General features: G+C 67.6%; 22 protein-coding genes. 8 read left to right on the plus strand and 14 right to left on the minus strand.

Features of this window, described 5'->3' with window-relative positions:
* Nucleotides 1–57: 57 nt before the first annotated feature.
* The 6 genes from mshC to AB0B25_RS23980 form a co-directional block, all read right to left on the minus strand.
* Nucleotides 58–1,296: a cysteine--1-D-myo-inosityl 2-amino-2-deoxy-alpha-D-glucopyranoside ligase gene (mshC, locus tag AB0B25_RS23955; protein WP_357183438.1), complete on the minus strand. Its 1,239-nt coding sequence runs from the start codon at nucleotides 1,294–1,296 to the stop codon at nucleotides 58–60.
* Nucleotides 1,297–1,433: 137 nt separating this feature from the next.
* Nucleotides 1,434–1,856 (minus strand): hypothetical protein, encoded by a 423-nt coding sequence (locus tag AB0B25_RS23960; RefSeq protein WP_357183439.1) that lies wholly within the window; start codon nucleotides 1,854–1,856, stop codon nucleotides 1,434–1,436.
* Nucleotides 1,857–1,951: 95 nt separating this feature from the next.
* Nucleotides 1,952–2,764, minus strand: coding sequence for an SCO1664 family protein (locus AB0B25_RS23965; RefSeq protein ID WP_357183442.1), 813 nt, complete (start codon nucleotides 2,762–2,764; stop codon nucleotides 1,952–1,954).
* 4 nt (nucleotides 2,765–2,768) lie between these two features.
* Nucleotides 2,769–3,353 (minus strand): DUF3090 domain-containing protein, encoded by a 585-nt coding sequence (locus tag AB0B25_RS23970; protein WP_357072119.1) that lies wholly within the window; start codon nucleotides 3,351–3,353, stop codon nucleotides 2,769–2,771.
* A gap of 84 nt (nucleotides 3,354–3,437) precedes the next feature.
* Nucleotides 3,438–4,196, minus strand: coding sequence for a histidine phosphatase family protein (locus tag AB0B25_RS23975; RefSeq protein WP_357183445.1), 759 nt, complete (start codon nucleotides 4,194–4,196; stop codon nucleotides 3,438–3,440).
* Between the two features lie 16 nt (nucleotides 4,197–4,212).
* Nucleotides 4,213–5,055 carry an undecaprenyl-diphosphate phosphatase gene (locus tag AB0B25_RS23980; protein WP_357183447.1) on the minus strand — a complete coding sequence of 281 codons (843 nt, stop codon included), beginning with the start codon at nucleotides 5,053–5,055 and terminating at the stop codon, nucleotides 4,213–4,215.
* 224 nt (nucleotides 5,056–5,279) lie between these two features.
* Between AB0B25_RS23980 and AB0B25_RS23985 the strand changes: the two genes are divergently transcribed.
* The 4 genes from AB0B25_RS23985 (at nucleotide 5,280) to AB0B25_RS24000 (ending at nucleotide 9,346) form a co-directional block, all read left to right on the plus strand.
* Complete coding sequence (locus tag AB0B25_RS23985) at nucleotides 5,280–6,248, plus strand: aldo/keto reductase (RefSeq protein ID WP_357183449.1); 969 nt, start codon at nucleotides 5,280–5,282, stop codon at nucleotides 6,246–6,248.
* 20 nt (nucleotides 6,249–6,268) lie between these two features.
* Entirely contained in the window at nucleotides 6,269–7,327 is a 1,059-nt protein-coding gene (locus AB0B25_RS23990; RefSeq protein WP_357183452.1) for an ABC transporter substrate-binding protein, read from the plus strand.
* On the plus strand, nucleotides 7,324–8,418 hold the full coding sequence (locus tag AB0B25_RS23995) for an iron ABC transporter permease (RefSeq protein WP_357183455.1): 1,095 nt from the start codon (nucleotides 7,324–7,326) through the stop codon (nucleotides 8,416–8,418). Before AB0B25_RS23990 ends, AB0B25_RS23995 begins: the two co-directional genes overlap by 4 nt.
* Before the next feature lie 94 nt (nucleotides 8,419–8,512).
* Nucleotides 8,513–9,346: a heme ABC transporter ATP-binding protein gene (locus AB0B25_RS24000; RefSeq protein ID WP_357183458.1), complete on the plus strand. Its 834-nt coding sequence runs from the start codon at nucleotides 8,513–8,515 to the stop codon at nucleotides 9,344–9,346.
* A gap of 63 nt (nucleotides 9,347–9,409) precedes the next feature.
* Here the strand turns inward: AB0B25_RS24000 and AB0B25_RS24005 are convergent, their stop codons facing one another.
* The 3 genes from AB0B25_RS24005 to AB0B25_RS24015 are packed head-to-tail and all read right to left on the minus strand — an operon-like array spanning nucleotide 9,410 to nucleotide 12,407.
* The gene (locus AB0B25_RS24005; protein WP_357183461.1) at nucleotides 9,410–11,503 is read right to left on the minus strand and encodes an MMPL family transporter; all 2,094 of its coding nucleotides are present in this window, start codon (nucleotides 11,501–11,503) and stop codon (nucleotides 9,410–9,412) included.
* A 19-nt stretch (nucleotides 11,504–11,522) separates the two neighbouring features.
* Complete coding sequence (locus AB0B25_RS24010) at nucleotides 11,523–12,044, minus strand: hypothetical protein (protein ID WP_357183463.1); 522 nt, start codon at nucleotides 12,042–12,044, stop codon at nucleotides 11,523–11,525.
* 6 nt (nucleotides 12,045–12,050) lie between these two features.
* Entirely contained in the window at nucleotides 12,051–12,407 is a 357-nt protein-coding gene (locus AB0B25_RS24015; protein WP_357183466.1) for a hypothetical protein, read from the minus strand.
* Nucleotides 12,408–12,561: 154 nt separating this feature from the next.
* On the opposite strand from AB0B25_RS24015, the gene AB0B25_RS24020 reads away from it, so the two are divergent.
* The 3 genes from AB0B25_RS24020 to AB0B25_RS24030 are packed head-to-tail and all read left to right on the plus strand — an operon-like array spanning nucleotide 12,562 to nucleotide 14,952.
* Nucleotides 12,562–13,575, plus strand: a complete 1,014-nt coding sequence (locus tag AB0B25_RS24020; RefSeq protein WP_357183469.1) for a hypothetical protein — start codon at nucleotides 12,562–12,564, stop codon at nucleotides 13,573–13,575.
* Nucleotides 13,575–13,871, plus strand: coding sequence for a DUF5703 family protein (locus AB0B25_RS24025; RefSeq protein ID WP_357183472.1), 297 nt, complete (start codon nucleotides 13,575–13,577; stop codon nucleotides 13,869–13,871). Before AB0B25_RS24020 ends, AB0B25_RS24025 begins: the two co-directional genes overlap by 1 nt.
* A 4-nt stretch (nucleotides 13,872–13,875) precedes the next feature.
* Nucleotides 13,876–14,952, plus strand: coding sequence for a quinone-dependent dihydroorotate dehydrogenase (locus AB0B25_RS24030; protein WP_357183475.1), 1,077 nt, complete (start codon nucleotides 13,876–13,878; stop codon nucleotides 14,950–14,952).
* Between the two features lie 28 nt (nucleotides 14,953–14,980).
* Here AB0B25_RS24030 and AB0B25_RS24035 read toward each other — a convergent pair whose 3' ends face one another.
* A complete protein-coding gene (locus AB0B25_RS24035) occupies nucleotides 14,981–15,370 on the minus strand; it encodes a hypothetical protein (protein WP_357183478.1) in 390 nt (129 codons plus the stop codon).
* A gap of 113 nt (nucleotides 15,371–15,483) precedes the next feature.
* Here AB0B25_RS24035 and AB0B25_RS24040 point away from each other — a divergent pair, with 113 nt between their 5' ends.
* The gene (locus AB0B25_RS24040) at nucleotides 15,484–15,783 is read left to right on the plus strand and encodes a hypothetical protein (protein WP_357183481.1); all 300 of its coding nucleotides are present in this window, start codon (nucleotides 15,484–15,486) and stop codon (nucleotides 15,781–15,783) included.
* 981 nt (nucleotides 15,784–16,764) lie between these two features.
* Here AB0B25_RS24040 and AB0B25_RS24045 read toward each other — a convergent pair.
* The 4 genes from AB0B25_RS24045 to AB0B25_RS24060 all read right to left on the minus strand — a co-directional run bounded on the left by AB0B25_RS24045 (nucleotide 16,765) and on the right by AB0B25_RS24060 (nucleotide 20,457).
* Entirely contained in the window at nucleotides 16,765–17,466 is a 702-nt protein-coding gene (locus AB0B25_RS24045; RefSeq protein ID WP_357183484.1) for a hypothetical protein, read from the minus strand.
* Nucleotides 17,467–17,678: 212 nt separating this feature from the next.
* Nucleotides 17,679–18,725: a 4-hydroxy-2-oxovalerate aldolase gene (dmpG, locus tag AB0B25_RS24050; protein WP_357183487.1), complete on the minus strand. Its 1,047-nt coding sequence runs from the start codon at nucleotides 18,723–18,725 to the stop codon at nucleotides 17,679–17,681.
* Nucleotides 18,722–19,648 (minus strand): acetaldehyde dehydrogenase (acetylating), encoded by a 927-nt coding sequence (locus AB0B25_RS24055; protein ID WP_357183490.1) that lies wholly within the window; start codon nucleotides 19,646–19,648, stop codon nucleotides 18,722–18,724. Before AB0B25_RS24055 ends, dmpG begins: the two co-directional genes overlap by 4 nt.
* Nucleotides 19,645–20,457 (minus strand): fumarylacetoacetate hydrolase family protein, encoded by an 813-nt coding sequence (locus tag AB0B25_RS24060; protein WP_357183493.1) that lies wholly within the window; start codon nucleotides 20,455–20,457, stop codon nucleotides 19,645–19,647. Before AB0B25_RS24060 ends, AB0B25_RS24055 begins: the two co-directional genes overlap by 4 nt.
* Nucleotides 20,458–20,751: the final 294 nt, after the last annotated feature.

A 20,751-nucleotide genomic window follows, 5' to 3' on the forward strand; every position in this document is an offset into this window, starting at 1 on the left:
GTCACACACAGATTGCACACTTCAGCTCGAAGTGTCTGTGTGTGCGGGAGATAGTTATCAGAGGCGGATGCCGAGCAGCGCGTCGACGGCGGTCGTGAGCAGTGCGGGCGCTTCGATGTCCTGACCGCCGTAGTCCAGGGCCTGGCGGGCCCAATTGTCCACGGCGTCGAGCGCTTTGGGCGTGTCCAGGTCGTCGGCCAGATGTCGGCGCAGACGTGCGACGGTATCGGTCGCCGAGGGGCCCGACGCCAGCGCGGCGGCGGTGCGCCACAGCTCGAGCCGACGTTGGGCCTGTTCGAGTACGGCGTCGGTCCACATGCGGTCCTGCCGGTAGTGGTCGGCGAGCAGACCGAGGCGGATCGCGGCCGGGTCGACGCCGTTGCGGCGCAATACGGAGACCAGCACCAGATTGCCCTTGGATTTCGACATCTTCGCCCCGTCCAGCCCGATCAGGCCGGCGTGCACATAGTGGCGGGCGAAACGACGGCCCGCGATCAGGGCTTCGCCGTGCGCGGCGGAGTATTCGTGGTGCGGGTAGATCAGGTCGCTGCCGCCGCCCTGGATGTCGAATTCGGGGCCTATCCGGTTCAAGGCGATCGCCGAACACTCGATGTGCCAGCCGGGCCTTCCCGCGCCGAACGGGGCGGGCCAGGACGGCTCACCGGGGCGGGCCGAGCGCCACAGCAGTGCGTCTATGCTGTCTCGCTTGCCGGGACGGTCCGGGTCGCCGCCGCGTTCGGCGAACAGTCGCTCCATGGTGGCGCGGTCGTAGCCGGACTCATAGCCGAACTGCTCGGTGGCGTCGGCGCGGAAGTAGATGTCGGGGTATTCGTCGTCGTCGACGATGTAGGCGGCGCCGGAGGCCAGCAGCTTCTGTACGAGTTCGATGACTTCGTCGACGGATTCGATGGCGCCGATGTAGTCACGGGGCGGCATGATGCGCAGTGCCGACATGTCCGCTCGGAACAGGGCGACCTCGGAGCTGCCCAGGTCGCGCCAGTCCACGCCGTCGCGCGCGGCCCGCTCGAACAGCGGGTCGTCGACGTCGGTGACGTTCTGTACGTAGTGCACGTCGTGGCCCGCGTCCCGCCATACCCGGTTGACCAGATCGAAGGTCAGATAGGTCGCGGCGTGGCCGAGGTGGGTCGCGTCATAGGGGGTGATCCCGCATACGTACATGGTGGCCGTAGCGCCCGCGGTGACCGGCCGCACCTGGCGGTCCGCGGTGTCGTACAACCGCAATGGCGGCCCTGCTCCGGGGACGGTCGGAAGGGCGATATCGGACCACGACTGCATGATTACGAGGGTAAAGGTGTGGTCGAGCGCAGCTACTTCCGCCCCGGTCCTGGGGGCTGCGGGAGGCGTCGCGGAGTTGACGGCGACCTGCTTATTCCTGTGTGTCGTGCGATGTCGAGGTTTTGGGTCTCGCTGAATCAGCTGTCAGCGCGCCGGGTGGGATCGGCGATGGTGTTCCGGGTGATGGTGAACGTGCCGTCCAGGTCCGGAATGTCGGGGTCGGTGTCCGCGAGGGCGATCTGGGTGAACCGGCCGTGCGCCACATCGAACTCCAGTTCGTGATAGGCGACCGTGTCGCCCCAGTCCGGTGAAGGCAAGGAGATGAACCGCATGGTGAACCGCCCGGAATCCACCGATCCCTCGGTGACGACGTAGACGCCGAAGTGATTCTCCCCCGTCGAACTGAGCCAATAGATGCCGTTGTGGTAGAGATGCAGGTCGGTGTCGGGGTAGGGCTTCTTGTCGTACAGGTGCACGTAGTGCAGCGCGAAGGTGTAGGTCGGTGTGCCGATGCCGATCTGCACTGTCGGTGTCGTGCGGTCTCCGGTCGAGTGGGTCATCGGGTCCTCCTCGTTGCGCCGAGCACACCTCGAAGTTCAACTGTGCCAGGAATTCCGGTCGGACGGTTGTCGAGTGCGGGCACTCGGCGGCGCGGTCAGAAGGCGGGCCACGGGATCGGGCGGGCCGTGCGCGGCGCGGGCATCACCGGTTCGGCGAGCAGCCGGTGGGTGCGCGCGGTGAGCGCGTCGATCTCGGCGTCGGTGATGTGCGCGCTGAGCAGGTCCGCGAGGGCGCCGGGCAAGTTCGAGGCGAACGCGGCGACGTCGGCGATCAGGCCGTCGCAGATCGGCTGACCCACCCACCCCCACAACACGGTGCGCAGCTTGGGCTCGGTGTGCAGACAGATGCCGTGGTCGACGCCGTATACCTGTCCGTCCGCGCCTTCCAGGGCGTGTCCACCCTTGCGATCCGCGTTGTTCAGCAGCACGTCCAGTACGGCCATTCGCTGCAGACGCGGATCGTCGGCGTGGATCAGCGACACTTCGTTGCCTTCCTGGTCCGTCGCGCGTAACACCTCGCGGAAGCCGTCCGGAACGGCGCCGGCCGGGCACAGGTCGATCAGATCGAGCCGGTTGCCCTGCTCGGTGTGGTTGTCTACGCCCATGATCCAGCGTTGGACCATTCCGGTCCCGAAGGGGCCCTCGCGCAGGATGGTTTCGGGGATCACGCCCCAGCCGAGCGCCTCGGAGATCAGATAGGACGCGACCTCGCGTCCGGCCAGAGTGCCATCGGGGAAATCCCACAGCGGCTGCTCGCCGCGGATCGGTTTGTAGACCACCCGGATCGGATCGGATTCCGCGTCGCCGGTGGTGTTCACCTCGCAGACCAGGGTCACATTGCTGGCGGTACTGACCCGTCCGATCACCGTCAGTTCGCCGGTGCGGAATCGGTCCCCGGCCTCGGCCACTGAATCACTCCTCTAGTTCGGCCGCGCCGAAGATGTCACCGCGTTTGTATCCGTTGGTGCGCACACACATGTGCCCGCTCGCCGAGAGCGGTTCGCCACACAGCGGACACGGTGGACGTCCTGCCGCGATGACGCGGGTCGAGCGCAGCGCGAATTCGCGGGCCTGGATGGGGGTGAGAAACACCCGGACCGCGTCCGGGCCCTCCTCGGTATCGTCGAGTACCACCGACTCGTCGACCTCGGTCTCGGTGATCGCCAGCAGTTCCACCACCACCGCGCCCGCGTCCGCGTCCCAGCCCAGGCCCATGGTGCCGACTCGGAATTCGGCGTCGATCGGGGTCACCAGGGGCGCGGTGTCGGAGACGTCTTCGGGCTGCGGCGGCACCTGCGCGCCGAAGCGGCGCGCTACCTCGTCCAACAGCAGGCCCATCCGGTCGGCGAGCACTTTCACCTGCTGCTTCTCCAGCAGGACGCTGACGACGCGCGGTTCCTGGACGGCCTGGAGATAGAACGCGCGATCGCCCGGCTCACCGACGGTCCCGGCGACGAAACGATCGGGGGTGCGAAATACATGGATTGCGCGTGACACATGCACCTCCTGATACGTGGCCCTGATCGACTACCCGCAGCGCGCGGTTTCCATCCAACGGCCGGTACTTCGTTACAAGGAATCTCAGCGCTCCGCATTCCCATTATCCGCACTTCCGCTACCGCCCAGCTCGCCGCCGGGCATCGGTCCGGACGGATCGGGGGTGGGGGCGGCGGAGTCGGCCGAGCGGGCGGTCGCCGGGCGTTGCGCCGCGGTCGCCGCGAGGGCGGACAGGTCGGTGCCGGTGTCGTTGACCCGCCACACGTAGGGTGCGGTCGGGGTGTAGCGGACCACGCTGATCGAGGCGGGTTCGACCATGATTCGTTGGAAGCCGTCGAGGTGAATGCCCAGGGCATCGGCGAGGATCGACTTGATCACGTCGCCGTGGGTGCACGCCACCCACAGGGTGTCGCGTCCGTGTTGTCGGGCCAGTGCCCGGTCGTGGTCTCGGATCGCGGCTACCGCGCGGGCCTGTACCTGCGCCAAACCCTCGCCGCCGGGGAACACCGCGCCGGAGGCATGTTGTTGCACGACCTTCCATAGCGGCTCCTCGAGTAGTTCGGTGATCGGGCGTCCGGTCCATTCGCCGTAGTCCACCTCGATGAGGCGTTCGTCGAACACCGGATCGAGCCCGAACTTCTCCGCCAGCGGCGCCACCGTGCGCTGGCAGCGCAGTAGTGGGGAGTGCACGATGCGTTCGACCGGCAACCCGGCCAGTCGTTCGGCCACGGCCCTCGCCTGCTCGTCGCCGCGCTCGGTGAGTTCGACGCCGGTGCTGCGACCGGCCAGGGTTCGGGCGGTGTTCGAGGTCGACACACCGTGCCGGAGCAGGATCACCGTCATGCGGCCAGCCTAGCGATCATGTCGCCGAGACCACCCCGCCCGCCAACAGGCCCATGATGGTCAGGCCGAGCACGATGCGGTAGCCGACGAACCAGTCCAGCGAATGTCGCGCGACGAACCGCAGCAGCCACGCCACCGACGCGTAGCCGACGACGAACGCCAGCAGCGTCGCCACCAGCAGTTGCGGCCCGCTGGCGTTGAGTCCCTCGCCGGCCGGTTCGAACGCGTCCGGCAGGCTGAACAGGCCTGAGGCGGTCACGGCGGGAATGGCGAGCAGGAACGAGAACCGTACGGCCGCTTCGCGCTCGAGCCCGAGGAACAGACCCGCTGTCGACGTCGCACCCGAACGCGACACGCCGGGAACCAGGGCCAGGCACTGCGCGAAGCCCATCACCAGACCGTCGCGGGTGGTCAGCTGCTCGAGCGGGCGTTCCTTGCGGCCGTAGTACTCGCCGAGCGCGATCACCAATGCGAAGGCGATCAGCATGAACGACACCAGCCACAGATTCCGCGCCCCGGTACGGATCTGGTCTTTGAACAGGAAGCCGAGCACGCCGATCGGGATAGTGGCGATGATCACATACCAGCCGATCTGGTAGTCGAGCCCGCGTCGCGCCTTGTCGGCCACGCCTCGGAACCATGCCTGCACGATCCGTCCGATGTCCTTGGCGAAATACACCAGGACGGCGGCCTCGGTGCCCAGCTGGGTTACCGCGGTGAACGAGGCTCCCGCGTCGTCGCCGAAGAATACCGCCGACACGATGCGCAGATGCGCCGACGACGAAATCGGCAGGAACTCTGTCAATCCCTGCACCAGACCGAGCACCAGTGCTTGTACCCAGGTCATCGACTCGCCCACGAATTCCCTCTCTTTGCTGCCCGAAATATTCGATCCGACTGGGCAATTGGTGTTCCGACGGGTTGCACCGACGTGGTCACCGCCGCAATCTCGCAGCGACAGTACAGTGTCGTGGCGATGTGGACATGTCGGGCCGGTGTCGGCGCGACCCACGGTGCGCGTGGACGCCGACTCGCGGTGGCACGCTCTAGGCTTGGCGCCGTGACGAAAGCGCGGACACGGTGATGGAACAGCGGACGGTCGGACGTAGCGGCCTGCGGGTGTCCCGGATAGGTCTGGCGACCCATACCTGGGGGTCGCACACTGATGCCGACGATGCTGCCGTGCAGCTGGTGGCGTTCGTCGAGGCGGGTGGCACGTTGGTGGACACCTCGCCTGTCTATGCGCGTGGTGGGGCGCAGCGGATTCTGGCGGAGCTGCTGGGGGACCTGGTCTCGCGAGACGATCTGGTGCTGAGCGGATGTGCGGGGATCGTGCCGCAGCGTATCCCCGAGCAGGCCGGGGTGCCTGGTCCGGAGGCGGCGCAGACCGGGGTGGACACGTCGCGGCGGGCGCTGCTGCGGCAACTGGATCGGACGCTGCTGGAGTTCGGTACCGACTATCTCGACATCTGGAATGTGGGGGTGTGGGATCCACGGACGCCGCTCGAGGAGGTCGCCTCGACCTTGGAGCAGGCTGTGCGGTCGGGTCGGGTCCGGTACGCGGGGGTGCGGGGGTTCGGGGCGTGGCAGCTGGCCAGTTTGGCCGCGATCGTCCCCTTGGCCGCGGCGCAGACACCGTATTCGCTGCTGGCCCGTGGCTCGGAGGCTGATTTCGTGCCTGCCGCCCAGCATCACGGTGTCGGTGTGATCGCTTCGGCGCCGCTGGCGGGCGGCATCCTCACCGGCAAGTATCGGGACGGTGTTCCGGCCGATTCGCGCGGCGCCGACGAGGCGACCGCCGCCGAGATCCGCAGCGGGCTCGACGACCGCGCTACCCGGGTGGTGGACGCTCTGGTGACTGCCGCGGATGGGCTGGGGACCTCGCCGTTGGCTGTCGCGCTGGCCTGGATCCGGGATCGGCCCGCCGTTGTGAGCATGATCGTCGGCGCTCGCGACATCGGGCAGCTCACCGGGGTTTTGGCTGCCGAGACCCTCGAACTGCCGCGTGCGATCGCGGCCGCACTGGACGATGTCAGTGCGCGGACCGAGTGAGGGAGATTAGCCTTGCCTGCATGAGCGCTGCAGTGACCGTTGGTGGGCTTGTGGACCGAGTCCGTGCCGGCGGGGCACGTGTCGTCTTGGTCTTGTTCGTGGTGGGTCTGCTGGTCGGTTCGGTCGCGTGCGGCGGCGAGGGTGGGGTGTCCGGCGCCGGGCAGGGGCCCTCGACAGCGAGGCTGGCGGACATGAACCCGGTGCCGATCGGGCCGGAGCCGTCGCCGGTGCTTCCGGTGACGGTGCGTTCGTTCGACGGCGCCGAGGTCACCGTCAGCGCTGCCGATCGCATCATCGCGGTGGACCGTTATGGCACCCTGGCTCAGATCGTGTTCGCGCTCGGGTTGGGGCCGAAGCTGGTCGGGCGCAGCACCTCCGCTGCTTTCCCCGCCGTGCGGGATGTGCCCAACGTGGCGGGCGGCAATGGATCGTTGAACGTGGAATCCGTTTTGGCGCTGCGGCCTTCGGTGTTCTTGACCGACACCACCAGTGCGGCGCCCGCGGTGCGCGAGCAGTTGCGTGCGGCAGGTGTCACCGTCGTCTACTTCGATCCGCAGCGCACGATGCAGGGGGTGGTGCCACAGATCGAGGCTGTCGCGGGAGCGCTGGGCGTGCCCGACCGCGGGCAGTCGCTGGCCCAGCGTACCCGTGATGAGATCGCTGCGGCGAGTGCCGCCGTTGCTGGCCGGAATCCGCAGCTGACCATTGCGTTCCTGTACCTGCGCTCGACGGCCATCACGATGCTCGCGGGGCCGGGGTCGGGCGCGGACGCGTTGATCGCCGCGCTCGGCGCGCGGGACGCGGGCGCGGTCGCTGGATTGACCGAGCCGTTCACCGCGATCACGAGTGAGGCCATGATCGGCGCGGCGCCGGATGTGCTGTTGGTGATGTCGGACGGTTTGAAGTCGGTCGGCGGAGTCGACGGACTGGAGAAGGTGCCCGGCATCGCCCAGACCCCGGCCGGGCGCAACCGGCGGGTGGTGGACATGGCCGACGCGGTACTGCTGAGTTTCGGACCCAACACCGGTCGGGTGATCGCTGCGCTGAACGAGGCCGTGTACGGCACCGAGCCGGCATGAGTTCCTCGGTCAGGGAATCTGCGCGGCCTTCGCCCACCACGGTGTCGAAGTCGCGGGGCCGCTCGCGAGTGACGCTCGTGTTCGTGGTGGCCGTTACGGGTCTGGTCCTGCTGGCGCTGGTTTCCGCGGCGATCGGTCAGGTGCCGACAACGCCGGCTGAGGTGGCCGGCAGCGTCCTGCACCGGATCGGGTGGGAGTGGGGGTCGATTCCCGCGCATCCGGCCGGTGAGGTGACACTGTGGCAGGTGCGATTTCCGCGCGTGGTGCTGGCGGCGCTGGTCGGCGCCGCGCTCGCGACAGCGGGTGCGCTATTGCAAGGGGTGTTCGCGAATCCGCTCGCCGAACCGGGTGTGATCGGGGTGTCGGCGGGGGCTGCGGTCGGAGCGGGGACGGTGATCGTGGTCGGCGGCGCGTTCGTCGCGGCATGGTCGGTGGCCGCCGCGGCTTTCGTCGCGGGCTTGGCGACCACGCTGTTGGTGTATCTGCTGGCGCGGTCCAATGGACGTACGGAGGTCGTCACGCTGGTGCTCACCGGGGTCGCGATCAACGCTTTCGCGGGCGGTTTGATCGCGTTGCTGCTGTTCGTCGCCTCCCCCGCGGCGCGCGACCAGATCGTGTTCTGGCAGTTGGGTTCGCTCAACGGCGCCACCTGGGAATCCGTCGGTGTGGTGACGATCCTCACCGGTGTCGGTGTCGCCGCGTCCGTGTTGATCGCGCCGCGACTGGACCTGCTGGCGCTCGGTGAATCCGCCGCCCGTCATCTCGGCGTCGACGTGGAACGGTTGCGCCGCAACGTGATCGTCGTGGTCGCTGTCCTGGCCACCGCGGGTGTCGCGTTCACCGGCATCATCCTGTTCGTCGGCCTTATCGTCCCGCACCTGGTGCGGATGCTGGTCGGCCCTGGTCACCGCGTGCTGATCCCGCTGAGCGCGATCGTCGGCGCCGTCGTCCTGCTCGCCGCTGACGTGGCGGCACGCTCGCTGGTCGACAACGCCGATCTGCCCCTCGGCATGCTCACTTCCCTGATCGGCGGTCCCTTCTTCTTCTGGCTGTTGCGCCGAACCCGTGCCCGCTCCGGGGGGTGGGCGTGATCGCGATGCGCTCGGTCATGTGGCAGCCGACCCGTGTGGACCGCGAGAGCTCCCCGCCGTGGTGCGCCGATCGACGGGGATCGAGAGGAGGTCGGTGAGCGTGTTCGGGCGGGCACCTGTGTTGCCGAGGCCGCTGGAACGTGGTGTTGTCACGTTGCGGGCGGTCGGGGTGAGTGTGGATCGGCGTGGGGGCGGTGCTGCTCGGCGGGTGCTCGAGGGGATCGATTTCGAGGTGGTCGCGGGGCAGGTTGTCGCGCTGGTGGGGCCGAACGGTGCCGGTAAGTCGACGCTGCTCGCTGCGCTGGCCGGGGAGCTGACACCCAGCGCCGGGGTGGTCGAGCTGGAGGGGCGAGCGTTGGGGCACTGGTCGCCGCTGGATATGGCGCGGCGGAGGGCCGTGCTGCCGCAGAGCCACACCGTGGGATTCCCGTTCACCGCACGGGAAGTGGTGGCGATGGGGCGCGCACCGTGGGTGCGCACCGAGCGCCGTGAGTCCGACGAGCAGCAGATCGCCGCCGCGATGGCCGCGGCAGACGTCGAACACCTTGCCGCGCGGTCGTTTCCGACGCTGTCGGGGGGTGAGCGTGCCCGGGTGGCATTGGCCAGGGTGCTCGCCCAGGACACCGGTACGCTGCTTCTGGACGAGCCGACGGCCGCGCTGGATCTCGGTCATCAGGAAGCGGTGCTGCGTCTGGCGGCTGCCCGCGCCGCGGCGGGGGCAGCAGTGGTCGTGGTCCTCCACGACCTCGGTATCGCCGCCGCCTACGCCGACCGCGTCGCTGTGCTCGAATCCGGTCGCATCGCCGCGGACGGCCCACCTCGCGAGGTCCTCACCACCGGCCTGCTCACTCGCGTGTACCAGCATCCGGTCGAGGTCCTCGACCACCCGGTCACCGGCGCCCAGTTGGTCCTGCCCGTCCGCCGCTGACCGGTGAGCTGTCTCGTGCTCGCTGGACGAAAGGGTCGGCGCGTAGCGCGGCAAAGAACGCCGTTACCGCCAAATCAGTTTCAGGACCGCGGGTGTCAGGAGCATGCGGATGACTGTGGCGTCGAGTATCAGTGCCGCGATCATGCCGTAGGCGATGTACTTCATCAGTACCAGGTCCGAGAAGCCGAACGCGCCGGTGACCACAATGAGGATGGCCGCCGCGGAAGTGATCACGCCGCCGGTGTGGGCGATGCCGTAGCGGATCGCCTCGGGTGCGTCGGCGCCCGCGACTCGTGCTTCCGATACCCGTGACAGCAGGAACACTTCGTAATCGGTGGACAATCCGAACACGACCGTGACGATCAGCGCCAAGACCGCGAACATCAACGGTCCTGGCGTGAAGTGCAACAGGTCGGCGCCGTGCCCCTGGACGAACACCCAGGTCAGCATGCCGAGGGTGGACAGGAGGCTCAGCGCGCTCATGACGACGGCTTTCACGGCGAGCACGAGGGACCGAAACGCCGCGTACAACAGGGTCAGCGCCGCGGCGGTCAGGATGGCCAGCAGCACCGGCAGACCTGCGAGCAGGCCGTTGATGCTATCGCGTTCCAGCGCGGGCACCCCGGCGACCATGACCTCGACCCCGGGTGGTTCGGGGATGGCGCGCAGCGCCGCGATCACTCGGTCCGCGTCACGCTTGTCGGCGAGTCCGGCGGCGAGCACGTTGATCCCGTCCTCGGTCGGCGCCGAGGGCTCGAACCGTCCGGTCAGACCGGGCACCTGGTTGGCGGTGAATCGGATATCGCTCAACTGTTGTGGGTCGGCGCCCACCACCACGAGTTTCAACGGCTCGGTACGGAAACTCGGGAACAGCTCGTCGAATCGTTCCTGTGCGACCCGCGCCGGATTGTCGTCGGCGAGGTAGCGTTCGCTGAGTCCGCCGAACTCGCTGTGCCGCAAGGGGATACTCAGCGCGAGGAGCGCGAGCACCAACGATATCGTCACCGCGAGCGGGCGTCGCATCGCCGATAGTGCGAGTCGTGCGAAGAATCCGGCGTCGATCTGATCCGGGGTTTTGGTGCGGGAGAACCGTTTCCATCCCAGGGTGTCGATGCGGTGCCCGACGATGCTCAGGGCCGCTGGTAGCGCGGTCACCGATAGCAGCGCAGCGAGCAGTACCGAGCTGATGCCGCCGTAGGGCACCGAGCGCAGCACCCCGTTCGGGAAGATGAACAGCGTGCCGAGACTGATCGCGACGATCGCCGCCGAGAACAGTACCGTGCGTCCGGCTGTGGCGATGGTGCGCGTCACGGCTTGCTCGACAGTGCGTCCGGTCGCGAGTTCGGCGCGGAATCGGGTGACGGTGAACAGGCCGTAGTCGATCGCCAGTCCCAGACTCACCAGGGTCATGACAGCGCCAGCGAAGACGTTGACGTCGATGTGGTCGGTCAACAGCCGCAGCCCGCCTTGGGTGCCGAGGATCGTCATGCCGCCGATCAGTACCGGCAGCAGTGCGCCGATCACGCCGCCGAACACGAAGTACAGCAGGATCGCCACGATCGGCAGGGCGATGACTTCGGCGCGTTCGATGTCGCGCTGCATGCCGGTGTTGATGCCTTCGACGATGGGTTGCAGCCCGGCCAGTTGGACGGTTGTGCCGCCGGGGCCGCCGCCGTCGCGTCCAGCGCCGAGGTGGTCCTTGATTGCCGCGTAGTTCTCGACGGTCGCGGTGCCCGAGCCCCGTAACCCGACGCTGGCGAACGCGTGGGTGTGCGCGGCGTCGGTGGCCTGCGCGGAAAACGGGCTGTCCCAGTAGCTGTCGATCTTCAGGATGCGGTCGGGGTAGCTGGCCGACAGCTGGGCGAGCTGGTCGGTCACCGGGCCGCGAACGGCCGGGTCGTCGACGGTTTTCCCGTCCGGGGCGGTGTAGAGCAGGATGAGATCGCTGTCGGTGTCACGACCGAAGGTACTGTCGGCCAACGTCGCCGCGGCAACCGATTCACTGCTCTCGTCGAACCACCCCTCTTGGGTCAGCCGTCCGGACAGGTCACGGCCATACCACCCCGAGACGAGCACGAACAGGAGGAAGGCAGCGAGTACGAGAAAGCGGTTGCGGTGGATGAATCGTCCCCACCGCAGCGATCCTGACTTCGGCATCGAGTCGAGTAGCCCGGGGTCAACCGCAGGCGGGCGTGCGGTAGTCGGCTGCGCGCAGGATGCCGCACAGGTCGGTGCGCGAGATCTTCCACTCGCTGTCGACGCGCACGAAATGCACGATGGTGGTGCGCACGGCCGTGCCGGTGCCGTCCTTGTCCAGCCGCATGGTTGCGGTGAGCGTGCCGTCATGGTTGTCGAACACCGGGTCGGTCACGCCGTAGCGGGCGCTGGGGTTGTCCCGCAGGGCTCGGTACATGTCGGGGATGGCATCGCGGAATGCCTCGCCGTCCTCGATCAGGTCGGTGCGCTCACTGTCGGGTAGCGACGGGTCCAGGGCCTTCTTGATTCGGGTGTCCAGCTCGGCGGCGGTGGGCAGTGGGCGATGCGCGGCGGCGGAGGTGGCGACCGAGGACGCGAGCGAGGCGTTCGCCGACGAGCGCGCGATATCGACGGCGGCCTCGTCGGGTCCGCTGCCGCAGGCGGCGACGACAGCTGCCAGAAGTATGCCCGCCGAGGCCCGCGCGAGTCGTTTGTCAGTCATCACTGTCTACATACCATCGATGACGGAGCTGATTCGTGCCAGCAGGGCTCGGACGGTCGTGACATTTCGTTCCGCGGGAGTCCGCACCACCGCGGCAACGGGGATCATGTCCCGTACCAGCGCGACGATACTGCGCTCGTCATCCAGGTCGATGTCGGTGACTCCGGCGACGGCGACGGCGACGACGTCTTCGGGGGCCGGGACGTCGCTGTCGAGGTCGCGGCGGTAGATCTCCAGCATCAGGGTCGAGCGGATGGTCCGGAATGCGAAGGGGCGGCCGTCGGCCGTTGTGCCGAAGCCGTGCGCGTAAGGGCCGACGGTGATGTCATCGATGGCAAATCCCGACGAGTGGTCGGCTTTCAACCGGAACTCCCTGATTCGGACACTGTGATCATTCCACCGTAGCCCCGATCACCGACATTCTGCTCGCGCCGCCACCCCGGTCGGTCCGACGGTTGCGTCATCATGGTCAGATGGTCTGGTTGCGGAAGGTTTGTCGGTAGAAGGAGTTCGGTGGATGCGCCCTCGTGGCTCGGTCTGCGCGGCACTCGCCGGTGTGGCGGTGTCGGTTGTGCTGGCCGGATGCTCCTCTGGCACCGGTGGTCAGGATGTGCCGACCCGGGAACCGGCCACCGCCGCGGTCGCGCCCACGGTTATGGTGGCGCCCCGCGGCCGAGTCCTGCCGAGCGGTCCGATCGCCGCGCTGGAATCCGATCCGCACACCGGTCTGCTGGCCGCCCTGGATGGCGCCACCGTGACTCTGTGGGACCCGAATTCCGCTCGACCCGTCGCCCGTACTGTGCAGCTGCCCGATCGCGCCACCGGGCTGGCGCAGGGGAAGCCGGGTGAGATTTTGGCGACCGCGGCGGGGCGGGTGCTGCGCGTCGATACCGCCACCGGCACGGTAGGCGAGGTCGCCGTCAGCGGTGATGTGCGATCGGTGCGAGTGCGTGCGGACGGCTCGTTGCTGGTCGGCACCGCGGAGGGCCGGGTGTCGGTCGTGTCGGCGAGCGGCGTGGCCGGCGACTCCGTCTCGGGACTCGTCTCGGCCGACGAGATCGCCGTCACCGGGGACAACGTCACGGTGCTCGACCGCCACCAGACTTCCATCGCCGAGGTCGACCTGGGCGAACACCGGCTCGGATTGGCTCTGCGGGCGGGTGCCGGCGCCGTCGACATGATCGGCGATTCCCGCGGTCGGGTCGTGGTCACCGACACTGCGGGCGGTGAACTGCTGGTCTACACTGCCGGACCGCTCGTGCTGAGGCAGCGTTTCCCGGTAGGATCTTCGCCTTACGCACTTGCCTACGATCAGCGGTCGGACACCGTGTGGGTGACGTGTACGCAGAGCAACGAGGTCGTCGGTTTCGATCTGTCGACGGGTATACCGGAGGAAGTGGGCCGCTACCCGACCGTTCGGCAACCGAACTCGGTGACCATCGAGCAGCGCACCGGCGACTTGTTCGTCGGGTCCGCGACCGGCGACGGTCTGCAACGGATCGGTGCGGACGATCGGAAGAGAGGGCAGTGATGGCTCGGACACCGCGCGCGGGCGACGATTCCGCGGCACCTCCCGATCCGGCTGCGCCTCGGGCGCAGCGACGTTCCCTGCCCGCGGGTTGGGAAACCAGCAGCGACGATTACGAGTATGTTCCGCTGCGCCTGCCACCAGATGTCACGCGGGTGACAGCATCCATGCGGCTGACGATCCAGGCCGAGTTCGGTGGCTGGGAGCTCTCCCGCGTCCGGGCTTACACCGACGGCAGCAGGCGGGTGCTGCTGCGCCGCCGAAAATCCGCACTACCCCAGCCCGAGCCCGGAATGTGAGCCGATGTACGCCCTGCTACTGCGACTGATGTTCCTGGTTCCGCCGGAACGCATTCATCACCTCGCCTTCGCCGTGATGCGGATGGCCACCGGGTTCGCGCCGGTGCGCTGGGCGATGACCAAGATCCTCGCCACCGATGACCCTATCCTGCGTGGCACCGCGTTCGGGGTCGAGTTTCCCGCACCGCTCGGCTTGGCCGCCGGTTTCGACAAGAACGCCGACGGTGTCAACGCGTGGGCCCCACTCGGCTTCGGTTTCGCCGAGATCGGCACCGTCACCGCGCAGGCGCAGCCGGGCAATCCCGCGCCGCGGTTGTTCCGGTTGCCCGCCGACCACGCCCTGATCAACCGGATGGGGTTCAACAACCACGGCGCTGCCGCCGCTGCCGAACATTTGCGCCGCCGGCGCGGCGGCGTGCCGATCGGCGCCAACATCGGCAAGACGAAGATCGTCGAACCAGCGGCGGCCGCCGCCGATTACGCGACCAGCGCAGCCCTGCTCGGTCCGCTCGCCGACTTCGTCGTCGTGAACGTCAGTTCTCCGAACACTCCCGGTCTGCGTGATCTGCAGGCGGTGGAATCGTTGCGCCCGATCCTGCGGGAGGTGCTCGACAGTGTGCGGGTGCCGGTGCTGGTGAAGATCGCCCCCGATCTGTCCGACGACGATATCGACGCGGTCGCCGATCTGGCCGTGGAACTCGGTCTGGCGGGCATCGTGGCCACCAACACCACGATCCGTCGCGATGGGCTGCGCGCCGATCCCGCGGCGGTCGGCGCCATGGGGGCGGGCGGGCTGTCCGGTCCGCCGGTCGCCGACCGTTCGCTCGAGGTGCTGCGGCGCCTGTACCGGCGCGTCGGGGACCGTCTGGTGCTCGTTTCTGTCGGCGGAATCGAGAACGTCGACCAGGCCTGGGAACGCATTCTGGCGGGGGCCACCCTGTTGCAGGGCTACACCGGCTTCATCTACGGCGGCCCGTTCTGGATGCGCAAGATCCACCGCGGTCTCGCGGATCGGTTGCGCGCCAACGGGTATCACAGTATCGGTGAGGCGGTCGGCGCGGATTACATCGCCCACGCGTGAACTCGCCGCCGGCGGGTGGCGCTTCGAATCAGCGGTGTACGAACGGTGGTTCGATGGTGTGGGAGCGCGATCGTCGGGTGCGCGCGGCGCGCCCCGGCGGCGCCGTGTCCCCGTCCGGTTGCAGACTCTGGTGTAGTCGTGCCGCCATCCGCTTGGCCAGCAAGATCACGGCATGTTCGCGCAGAATGCCGAGTTGGTCGGCGTAGGTGTCGGCGCGGGCCTGGGTCATCCGGTCGTGTACCGCGAACGGATCGCTGAGCAGTTCGTCGAGTTCCATGCCGGCCTGCGCCTGGATGCGGGTCAGCGATCGGTTCGGTAACCAGCTCAGCCGCCAGCCGTCGGTGTCCTCGGTGGCGCGATAGGCCGATTCCGGCGTGATATCGCTGGTCATCGTCCATTCGGTGGTGTGAATGGTCATTGTCGTCTCCGGTGCGACAGGTGGAGTGAGGTCGGCTCAGCGGGATCGAGGCAGGGTCGCGAATGCCTCCTGTCGTGCATCCCCGGCGTACAGCAGGTTCGTGCTGCACTGTGATGGCTGCCGGTGCGTCGGCGAGCGCGGTGGCGCGGATCGCCGTGGTCGATACCGCGAGCCGGGTATGTCGTAGCTCGGTCGGTTGCGTGGCCGCTCGCAACTGTTCGCGGGGAGCCGGTGGTAGCCCAGCTGACCTGCTGTGCCTGCTCGCACGGCCTGTTCGCCACGCCCATTTCCGCGTGACGCTGTTGATCGCCGACCGGTTGTTGGAGTGGATCTGCACGGCGGACGAATGGTCGACGCCGCGCGTCGATCGGATGTATCCCGCCGGTGCTTCCTCCTGGCAACACGGTGAGTGACCCGGGGGACCGTGGGGGCGTATCGGCCGGACCGCTCAGTCCACCACCGGCTCAGGCGCAAGTTCGGATTCGACTCCGGCGGGGCGGCGGCGGCGCCGAGGCCGTCGGATCTGCCGTGTCAGGAAAATCATTGTCATCACCAGCCCTCCCGACTACCTGGTGGTGCTATGGGATTGCCACATCCAGTGTGGCATCTACCGTTCTCCGAGCGCAATTACCGTTCTGATTCGGTGATCGACAGTCCGCGTGCAGGATGACCCCGATCGGCGTGGTCCACGAGCCGTACACCGATCTCCTACTGATGTCGAGGAAGGCGACCGTCGCGATGGTGTCGCAGGACTCGAGAATGGTTGCAGTTCGAAAAATCCTGACGCGGCGGTGTGTAACGGTCCGGCCTGAGTTCGAAACTGTTGCGTAGCACCGAAATCGACGCGCTGCCACTGCTGGAACTACTCGCGGTGCGTCGACCCGCGCGGTGAATGGGCATCGAACGGGAGCAGGTGGTACTGCCCGCTGGTGGGGGAACTGGTTCGGTGGTCGGAGCCCTCCGATCGACGCATTGTCGACCTCGAACTGTCCCGGGCTGCTGCGTGCGCTCCCGCAGACCGGCGTGGACCTTGCCCGGTGACCTGCTTCGGATCCCGGCGATCGGCCCGCGTACCTCGCCGAGTGCGGGGGTCGACTGTGCGAAGTCGTTGGTGCGCAGCGGATTCCGGTCGCGCCGACGGCGCGGTCGTTGCACGCGGTGTTCGGTGCGGCCGATCGACGCCGGCGCGTGGTTCGGCTGATTGCTGGGCTCACCGGGCCGTTAGGCGGCGATCTTGCCGCGCGTCGCACGGAAGACGGCGAACAGCAGCGGACCGACGGCGCGAGTCGGCCCAGCACCGCGAGTCGGCCCAGCACAGGGAAGACCCCGCTCGGCCCGAGGGCCGAGCGGGGTCGGGTGTCCCCAGCGAACGCTGCTGGGTTCTCCCCCACTGCTCAGCTGGCCGGCTTGACAGACGGCTGGTTGATCGTGGCGAAGTACTGGATGGCCGCACCGATCGCCACCGGTCCGGTGACCAGCAGCTGGCCCGCGACGGTGCCGAGGGCGCCGACCGCGATGATGCCGCCGAGGCAGCCGATCGCAGCGGCCGGGATGAACGCGCCGAACAGACCGATGATCGCCGCCGCCGCGACGGTCGCGCCGGCGAGGCCGCCGAGAACGCAACCGACAGCCGCGCCGCCGAGGCCACCGACCAGGGTGCCCAGGGTGGCGCCCATCGAGATGGTCTGGGTCATGCGGTTCCAGGCCGCCTGCTCACGGTCGAAGTCGGTCTTCCACGGCGCCTTGTCCTCGAACGGCAGGGCAACCGGCTTGTAGGTCGCGTGCTCCATGTCGAACTGCGGCGTCAACGTCGCGGTGCGGTCGGCGATGTCCGCGGCGATCGGGAACTCGAAGTCATCGACCCGGAACGTCAGCGGCATCCCCGCGAGCGTGGTGCCATTGGCAGCCTTGATCTTGAAGATGTCGTCCTCGATGACCATGGAACCGGCATCGGTCTTGATGATGGACTGGCTCTCGGTGGCGTTGGCCGTGAAGCCGACCGGGCTGTCGTCGGCGACGGGTTGCGCGCCGGCAGTGCCGGACGCGATCCCGACCGCGGCGACCAGACCTGCGGTCACTGCTACGAATTTCCTCATCATTTTTCTTTCTTCTCGGGGTTTCTCATGAAGGTCGGGCACGTCGAGCGCGCCGGATGCCGGGTGCGGATCGCACTGGCAGGTCTACAGCCGGGCCGACTAAGCCGGCCCAGCGGAAGTGCGGCATCGGCGGTGGCGCCGCCTGCCGCATCGTGCGCACCGGGTGGCTGCCGGCGGCTCGGGAAGCACTCGGGAAGTACGCCGCGGAGTGATCAGTGACCGACACGGTTACGCAGGTCCAATGCAACATCGGTGATCATGTCCTCTTGCCCGCCGACGAGACCTCGTCGTCCTACTTCGATGAGGATCTCGCGGGTGTCGAGCCCATAGGTTGCCGCGGCATTCTCGGCGTGCCGGAGGAAACTCGAGTACACGCCCGCGTAGCCGAGCGTCAACGTCTCCCGGTCCACCTGCACCGGCCGGTCTTGCAGCGGACGGACCAGGTCGTCGGCCGCATCCTGCAACGCGAACAGGTCGCAGGAGTGCTTCCACCCGGCCAGGTCGGCGACTGCCACGAAGGGCTCGATCGGACAGTTGCCGGCTCCGGCGCCATGTCCGGCCAGCGAAGCATCGACGCGGATCACACCTTCTTCGACCGCGACGACGGAATTGGCGACCGACAGCGACAGATTCTGATGCGCGTGGATTCCGATCTGGGTGCTCGGATCGAGGACGTCGCGATAGGCGCGGACTCGATCCCGGACGCCGTCCATGGTGAGCCGGCCACCGGAGTCGGTGACATAGACGCAGTGCGCGCCGTAGGACTCCATCAATCGAGCCTGTGCGGCGAGTTCCTGTGGCGATGCCATGTGCGACATCATCAAGAACCCGGACACGTCCATGCCCAGTTCGCGTGCGGTCGCGATGTGCTGGGCGGAGACATCGGCCTCGGTGCAGTGTGTGGCCACCCGCACCGAAGCCACGCCCAGGTCGTGCGCTCGCTTCAGTTCGTGAATCGTGCCGATTCCGGGCAGGAGCAGCGTGGTGAGTTTCGCCGAATGTACTGCCGACGCAGCCGCTTCGAGCCATTCCCAGTCGGTGTGCGAACCGGGGCCGTAGGTCAGCGAGTGCCCGGCGAGCCCGTCGCCGTGTGATACCTCGATGGCGGCGACGCCGGCCCGGTCGAGGGCGCCCGCGATCGAGGCGACGTTCTCGGGGGTGATCCGGTGCCGAATCGCGTGCATCCCGTCCCGCAGGGTGACGTCCTGGATGTACAGCGCCGCCCCGTCGGTGACGGTTTCTCGTGTCGTCACGGTCACGACGCCACCTTCTTCTTGGCCGCGATCTCGCGTGCCACGCCGAGTGCCGCCGAGGTCATGATGTCCAAGTTGCCGGCGTACGCGGGCAGATAGTGTGCGGCGCCCTCGACCTCGAGGAAAACCGACACCTTCCACAGCGGACCGGTGTGATCGGTCAACGTCGGCACCGGCTCGGTGATCGGGGTGAATTGCACCTGCTGCTTGAGCCGGTATCCCGGAACGTACGAGGCCACTCTCGCCGTCATCGCCGTGATCGAGGCGGCGATGTCGTCTCTGCGGTCCTCCCCCACCAAGGCCAGGACGGTGTCGCGCATGATCAGGGGCGGTTCGGCCGGGTTCAGGATGATGATCGCTTTACCTCGCGCCGCGCCGCCGACCTGCACGATCGCTTCCGACGTGGTCTCGGTGAACTCGTCGATGTTCGCCCGAGTCCCCGGTCCCGCGGACTTGGATGCGATAGACGCCACGATCTCGGCCCAGTACACCGGTGTGACCTGTGCGATCGCCGCGACGATAGGGATGGTCGCCTGACCACCGCAGGTGACCATGTTGACGTTCGGTGCGTCGAGGTGTTCGGTGAGGTTCACCGGGGGGACCACATACGGTCCGATCGCCGCTGGAGTGAGGTCGATCAGCCGTTTTCCATAGGGTCGCAATGCGCTGGCGTTGAATTCGTGTGCTTTCGCCGACGTCGCGTCGAAGACGATCTCGATCTCGTCGAACCGAGGGTGGTCGATCAGTCCTTGTACCCCGGTCGAGATCGCGTCGACTCCCAGACGCGCGGCACGCGCCAACCCGTCCGAGGTCGGATCAATGCCCACGAGTGCGAGAACTTCCAGTTCGCCCTCGGCGAGGCGCTTGATCTTGATCAGCAGGTCCGTGCCGATGTTCCCGGGCCCGATGATGGCCACTTTGGTGCTCACGCCGACGCTCCCTCGGTGAAAAGGGTCGACACGGTGCCGAGACCGCTGATCGTCGCGGTGTAGGCGGCGCCGGGGGTGACCGGGGCCATCGGTCCGAGGGCGCCGGAGAGCACCACCTCACCGGCGCGCAAGGGGGCTCCGAGCTCGCGAGAGGTGTTGGCCAGCCAGGCCAAGGCCGACCACGGCGAACCGAGACAGTCCGCACCCTTGCCCTCCGACACCACCGTGCCGTTTTCGGTCATCGACATCGCGATCGTGGTCAGGTCTGGTAGCTCACCGACCGGAACCCGGTCCCCCAAGGCGTACAGGCCGGATGACGCGTTGTCGGCGATGGTGTCCCCCAAGGTGATGTCCCATCCCGCTACCCGCGAATCGACGATCTCGAGGGCGGCGACGCCGCACTCCACGTGGTTGCGCACGGTGACCGCGTCCACCTCGACATCGATGTCGCTGCTCAACACGAACGCCACCTCGGCTTCGACCTTGGGCTGCAGCAGTCGACGCACATCGACCGGTTGCGTCGCGGGGCAGTTCATGTCCGAGAACAGGACGCCGAAGTCGGGTTGGTCCACCCCCAGTTGCGCTTGAACGGCAGGCGATGTCAACCCGATTTTCCGACCGACCGGCGTTCGGCCGCCTGCCACGAAGTCCGCGATGATGCGGGATTGCACTGCGTATGCTGCCGCGATATCCGAGGCGCCGATCAGGTCTCGCACCGGGGCACACGGCACACCGTCACGCTGTGCGGTCGACAACCGCGTCGCAGCCGCAACGATCTGCCCGAAATCCACCGTCGATACGCTTGCCATCGATTCGCGCCTCCGCCAAGTTGTGTCCCGCACCACTACCGTGCGAGTGATAGCTGCAAGGTGCACGAGACGGCGTGTCTGGTCAATACCCGCGGTCCGCTCAGCTGACCAGCCGCGGAATTTGCGGACACTTGTGCAGAGCGATCTGTCCGAAATCCACCGTCGATCGGTTTGCCATCGATGTGCGCCTCCGCCAGGTTGTGTCCATCATCACTGCCGTGCGAGTGATAGCTGCAAGATGTACGAGACGGCGAGATTGGTCAATACCCGCGGTCCACTGAGCAGACCGCTCGC

The sequence above is a fragment of the Nocardia sp. NPDC049190 genome (assembly GCF_040648115.1).
In the GTDB taxonomy this organism is placed as follows: Bacteria; Actinomycetota; Actinomycetes; order Mycobacteriales; family Mycobacteriaceae; genus Nocardia.

Bases quoted from the DNA above. Each gene is read 5' to 3' on its own strand.
- mshC (WP_357183438.1), bottom strand. From the start codon at position 1,296: ATGCAGTCGTGGTCCGATATCGCCCTTCCGACCGTCCCCGGAGCAGGG.
- AB0B25_RS23960 (WP_357183439.1), bottom strand. From the start codon at position 1,856: ATGACCCACTCGACCGGAGACCGCACGACACCGACAGTGCAGATCGGC.
- AB0B25_RS23975 (WP_357183445.1), bottom strand. From the start codon at position 4,196: ATGACGGTGATCCTGCTCCGGCACGGTGTGTCGACCTCGAACACCGCC.
- AB0B25_RS23985 (WP_357183449.1), top strand. From the start codon at position 5,280: ATGGAACAGCGGACGGTCGGACGTAGCGGCCTGCGGGTGTCCCGGATA.
- AB0B25_RS23990 (WP_357183452.1), top strand. From the start codon at position 6,269: ATGAGCGCTGCAGTGACCGTTGGTGGGCTTGTGGACCGAGTCCGTGCC.
- AB0B25_RS23995 (WP_357183455.1), top strand. From the start codon at position 7,324: ATGAGTTCCTCGGTCAGGGAATCTGCGCGGCCTTCGCCCACCACGGTG.
- AB0B25_RS24005 (WP_357183461.1), bottom strand. From the start codon at position 11,503: ATGCCGAAGTCAGGATCGCTGCGGTGGGGACGATTCATCCACCGCAAC.
- AB0B25_RS24010 (WP_357183463.1), bottom strand. From the start codon at position 12,044: ATGACTGACAAACGACTCGCGCGGGCCTCGGCGGGCATACTTCTGGCA.
- AB0B25_RS24020 (WP_357183469.1), top strand. From the start codon at position 12,562: ATGCGCCCTCGTGGCTCGGTCTGCGCGGCACTCGCCGGTGTGGCGGTG.
- AB0B25_RS24025 (WP_357183472.1), top strand. From the start codon at position 13,575: ATGGCTCGGACACCGCGCGCGGGCGACGATTCCGCGGCACCTCCCGAT.
- AB0B25_RS24030 (WP_357183475.1), top strand. From the start codon at position 13,876: ATGTACGCCCTGCTACTGCGACTGATGTTCCTGGTTCCGCCGGAACGC.
- AB0B25_RS24035 (WP_357183478.1), bottom strand. From the start codon at position 15,370: ATGACCATTCACACCACCGAATGGACGATGACCAGCGATATCACGCCG.
- AB0B25_RS24040 (WP_357183481.1), top strand. From the start codon at position 15,484: ATGGCTGCCGGTGCGTCGGCGAGCGCGGTGGCGCGGATCGCCGTGGTC.
- AB0B25_RS24045 (WP_357183484.1), bottom strand. From the start codon at position 17,466: ATGAGGAAATTCGTAGCAGTGACCGCAGGTCTGGTCGCCGCGGTCGGG.
- AB0B25_RS24060 (WP_357183493.1), bottom strand. From the start codon at position 20,457: ATGGCAAGCGTATCGACGGTGGATTTCGGGCAGATCGTTGCGGCTGCG.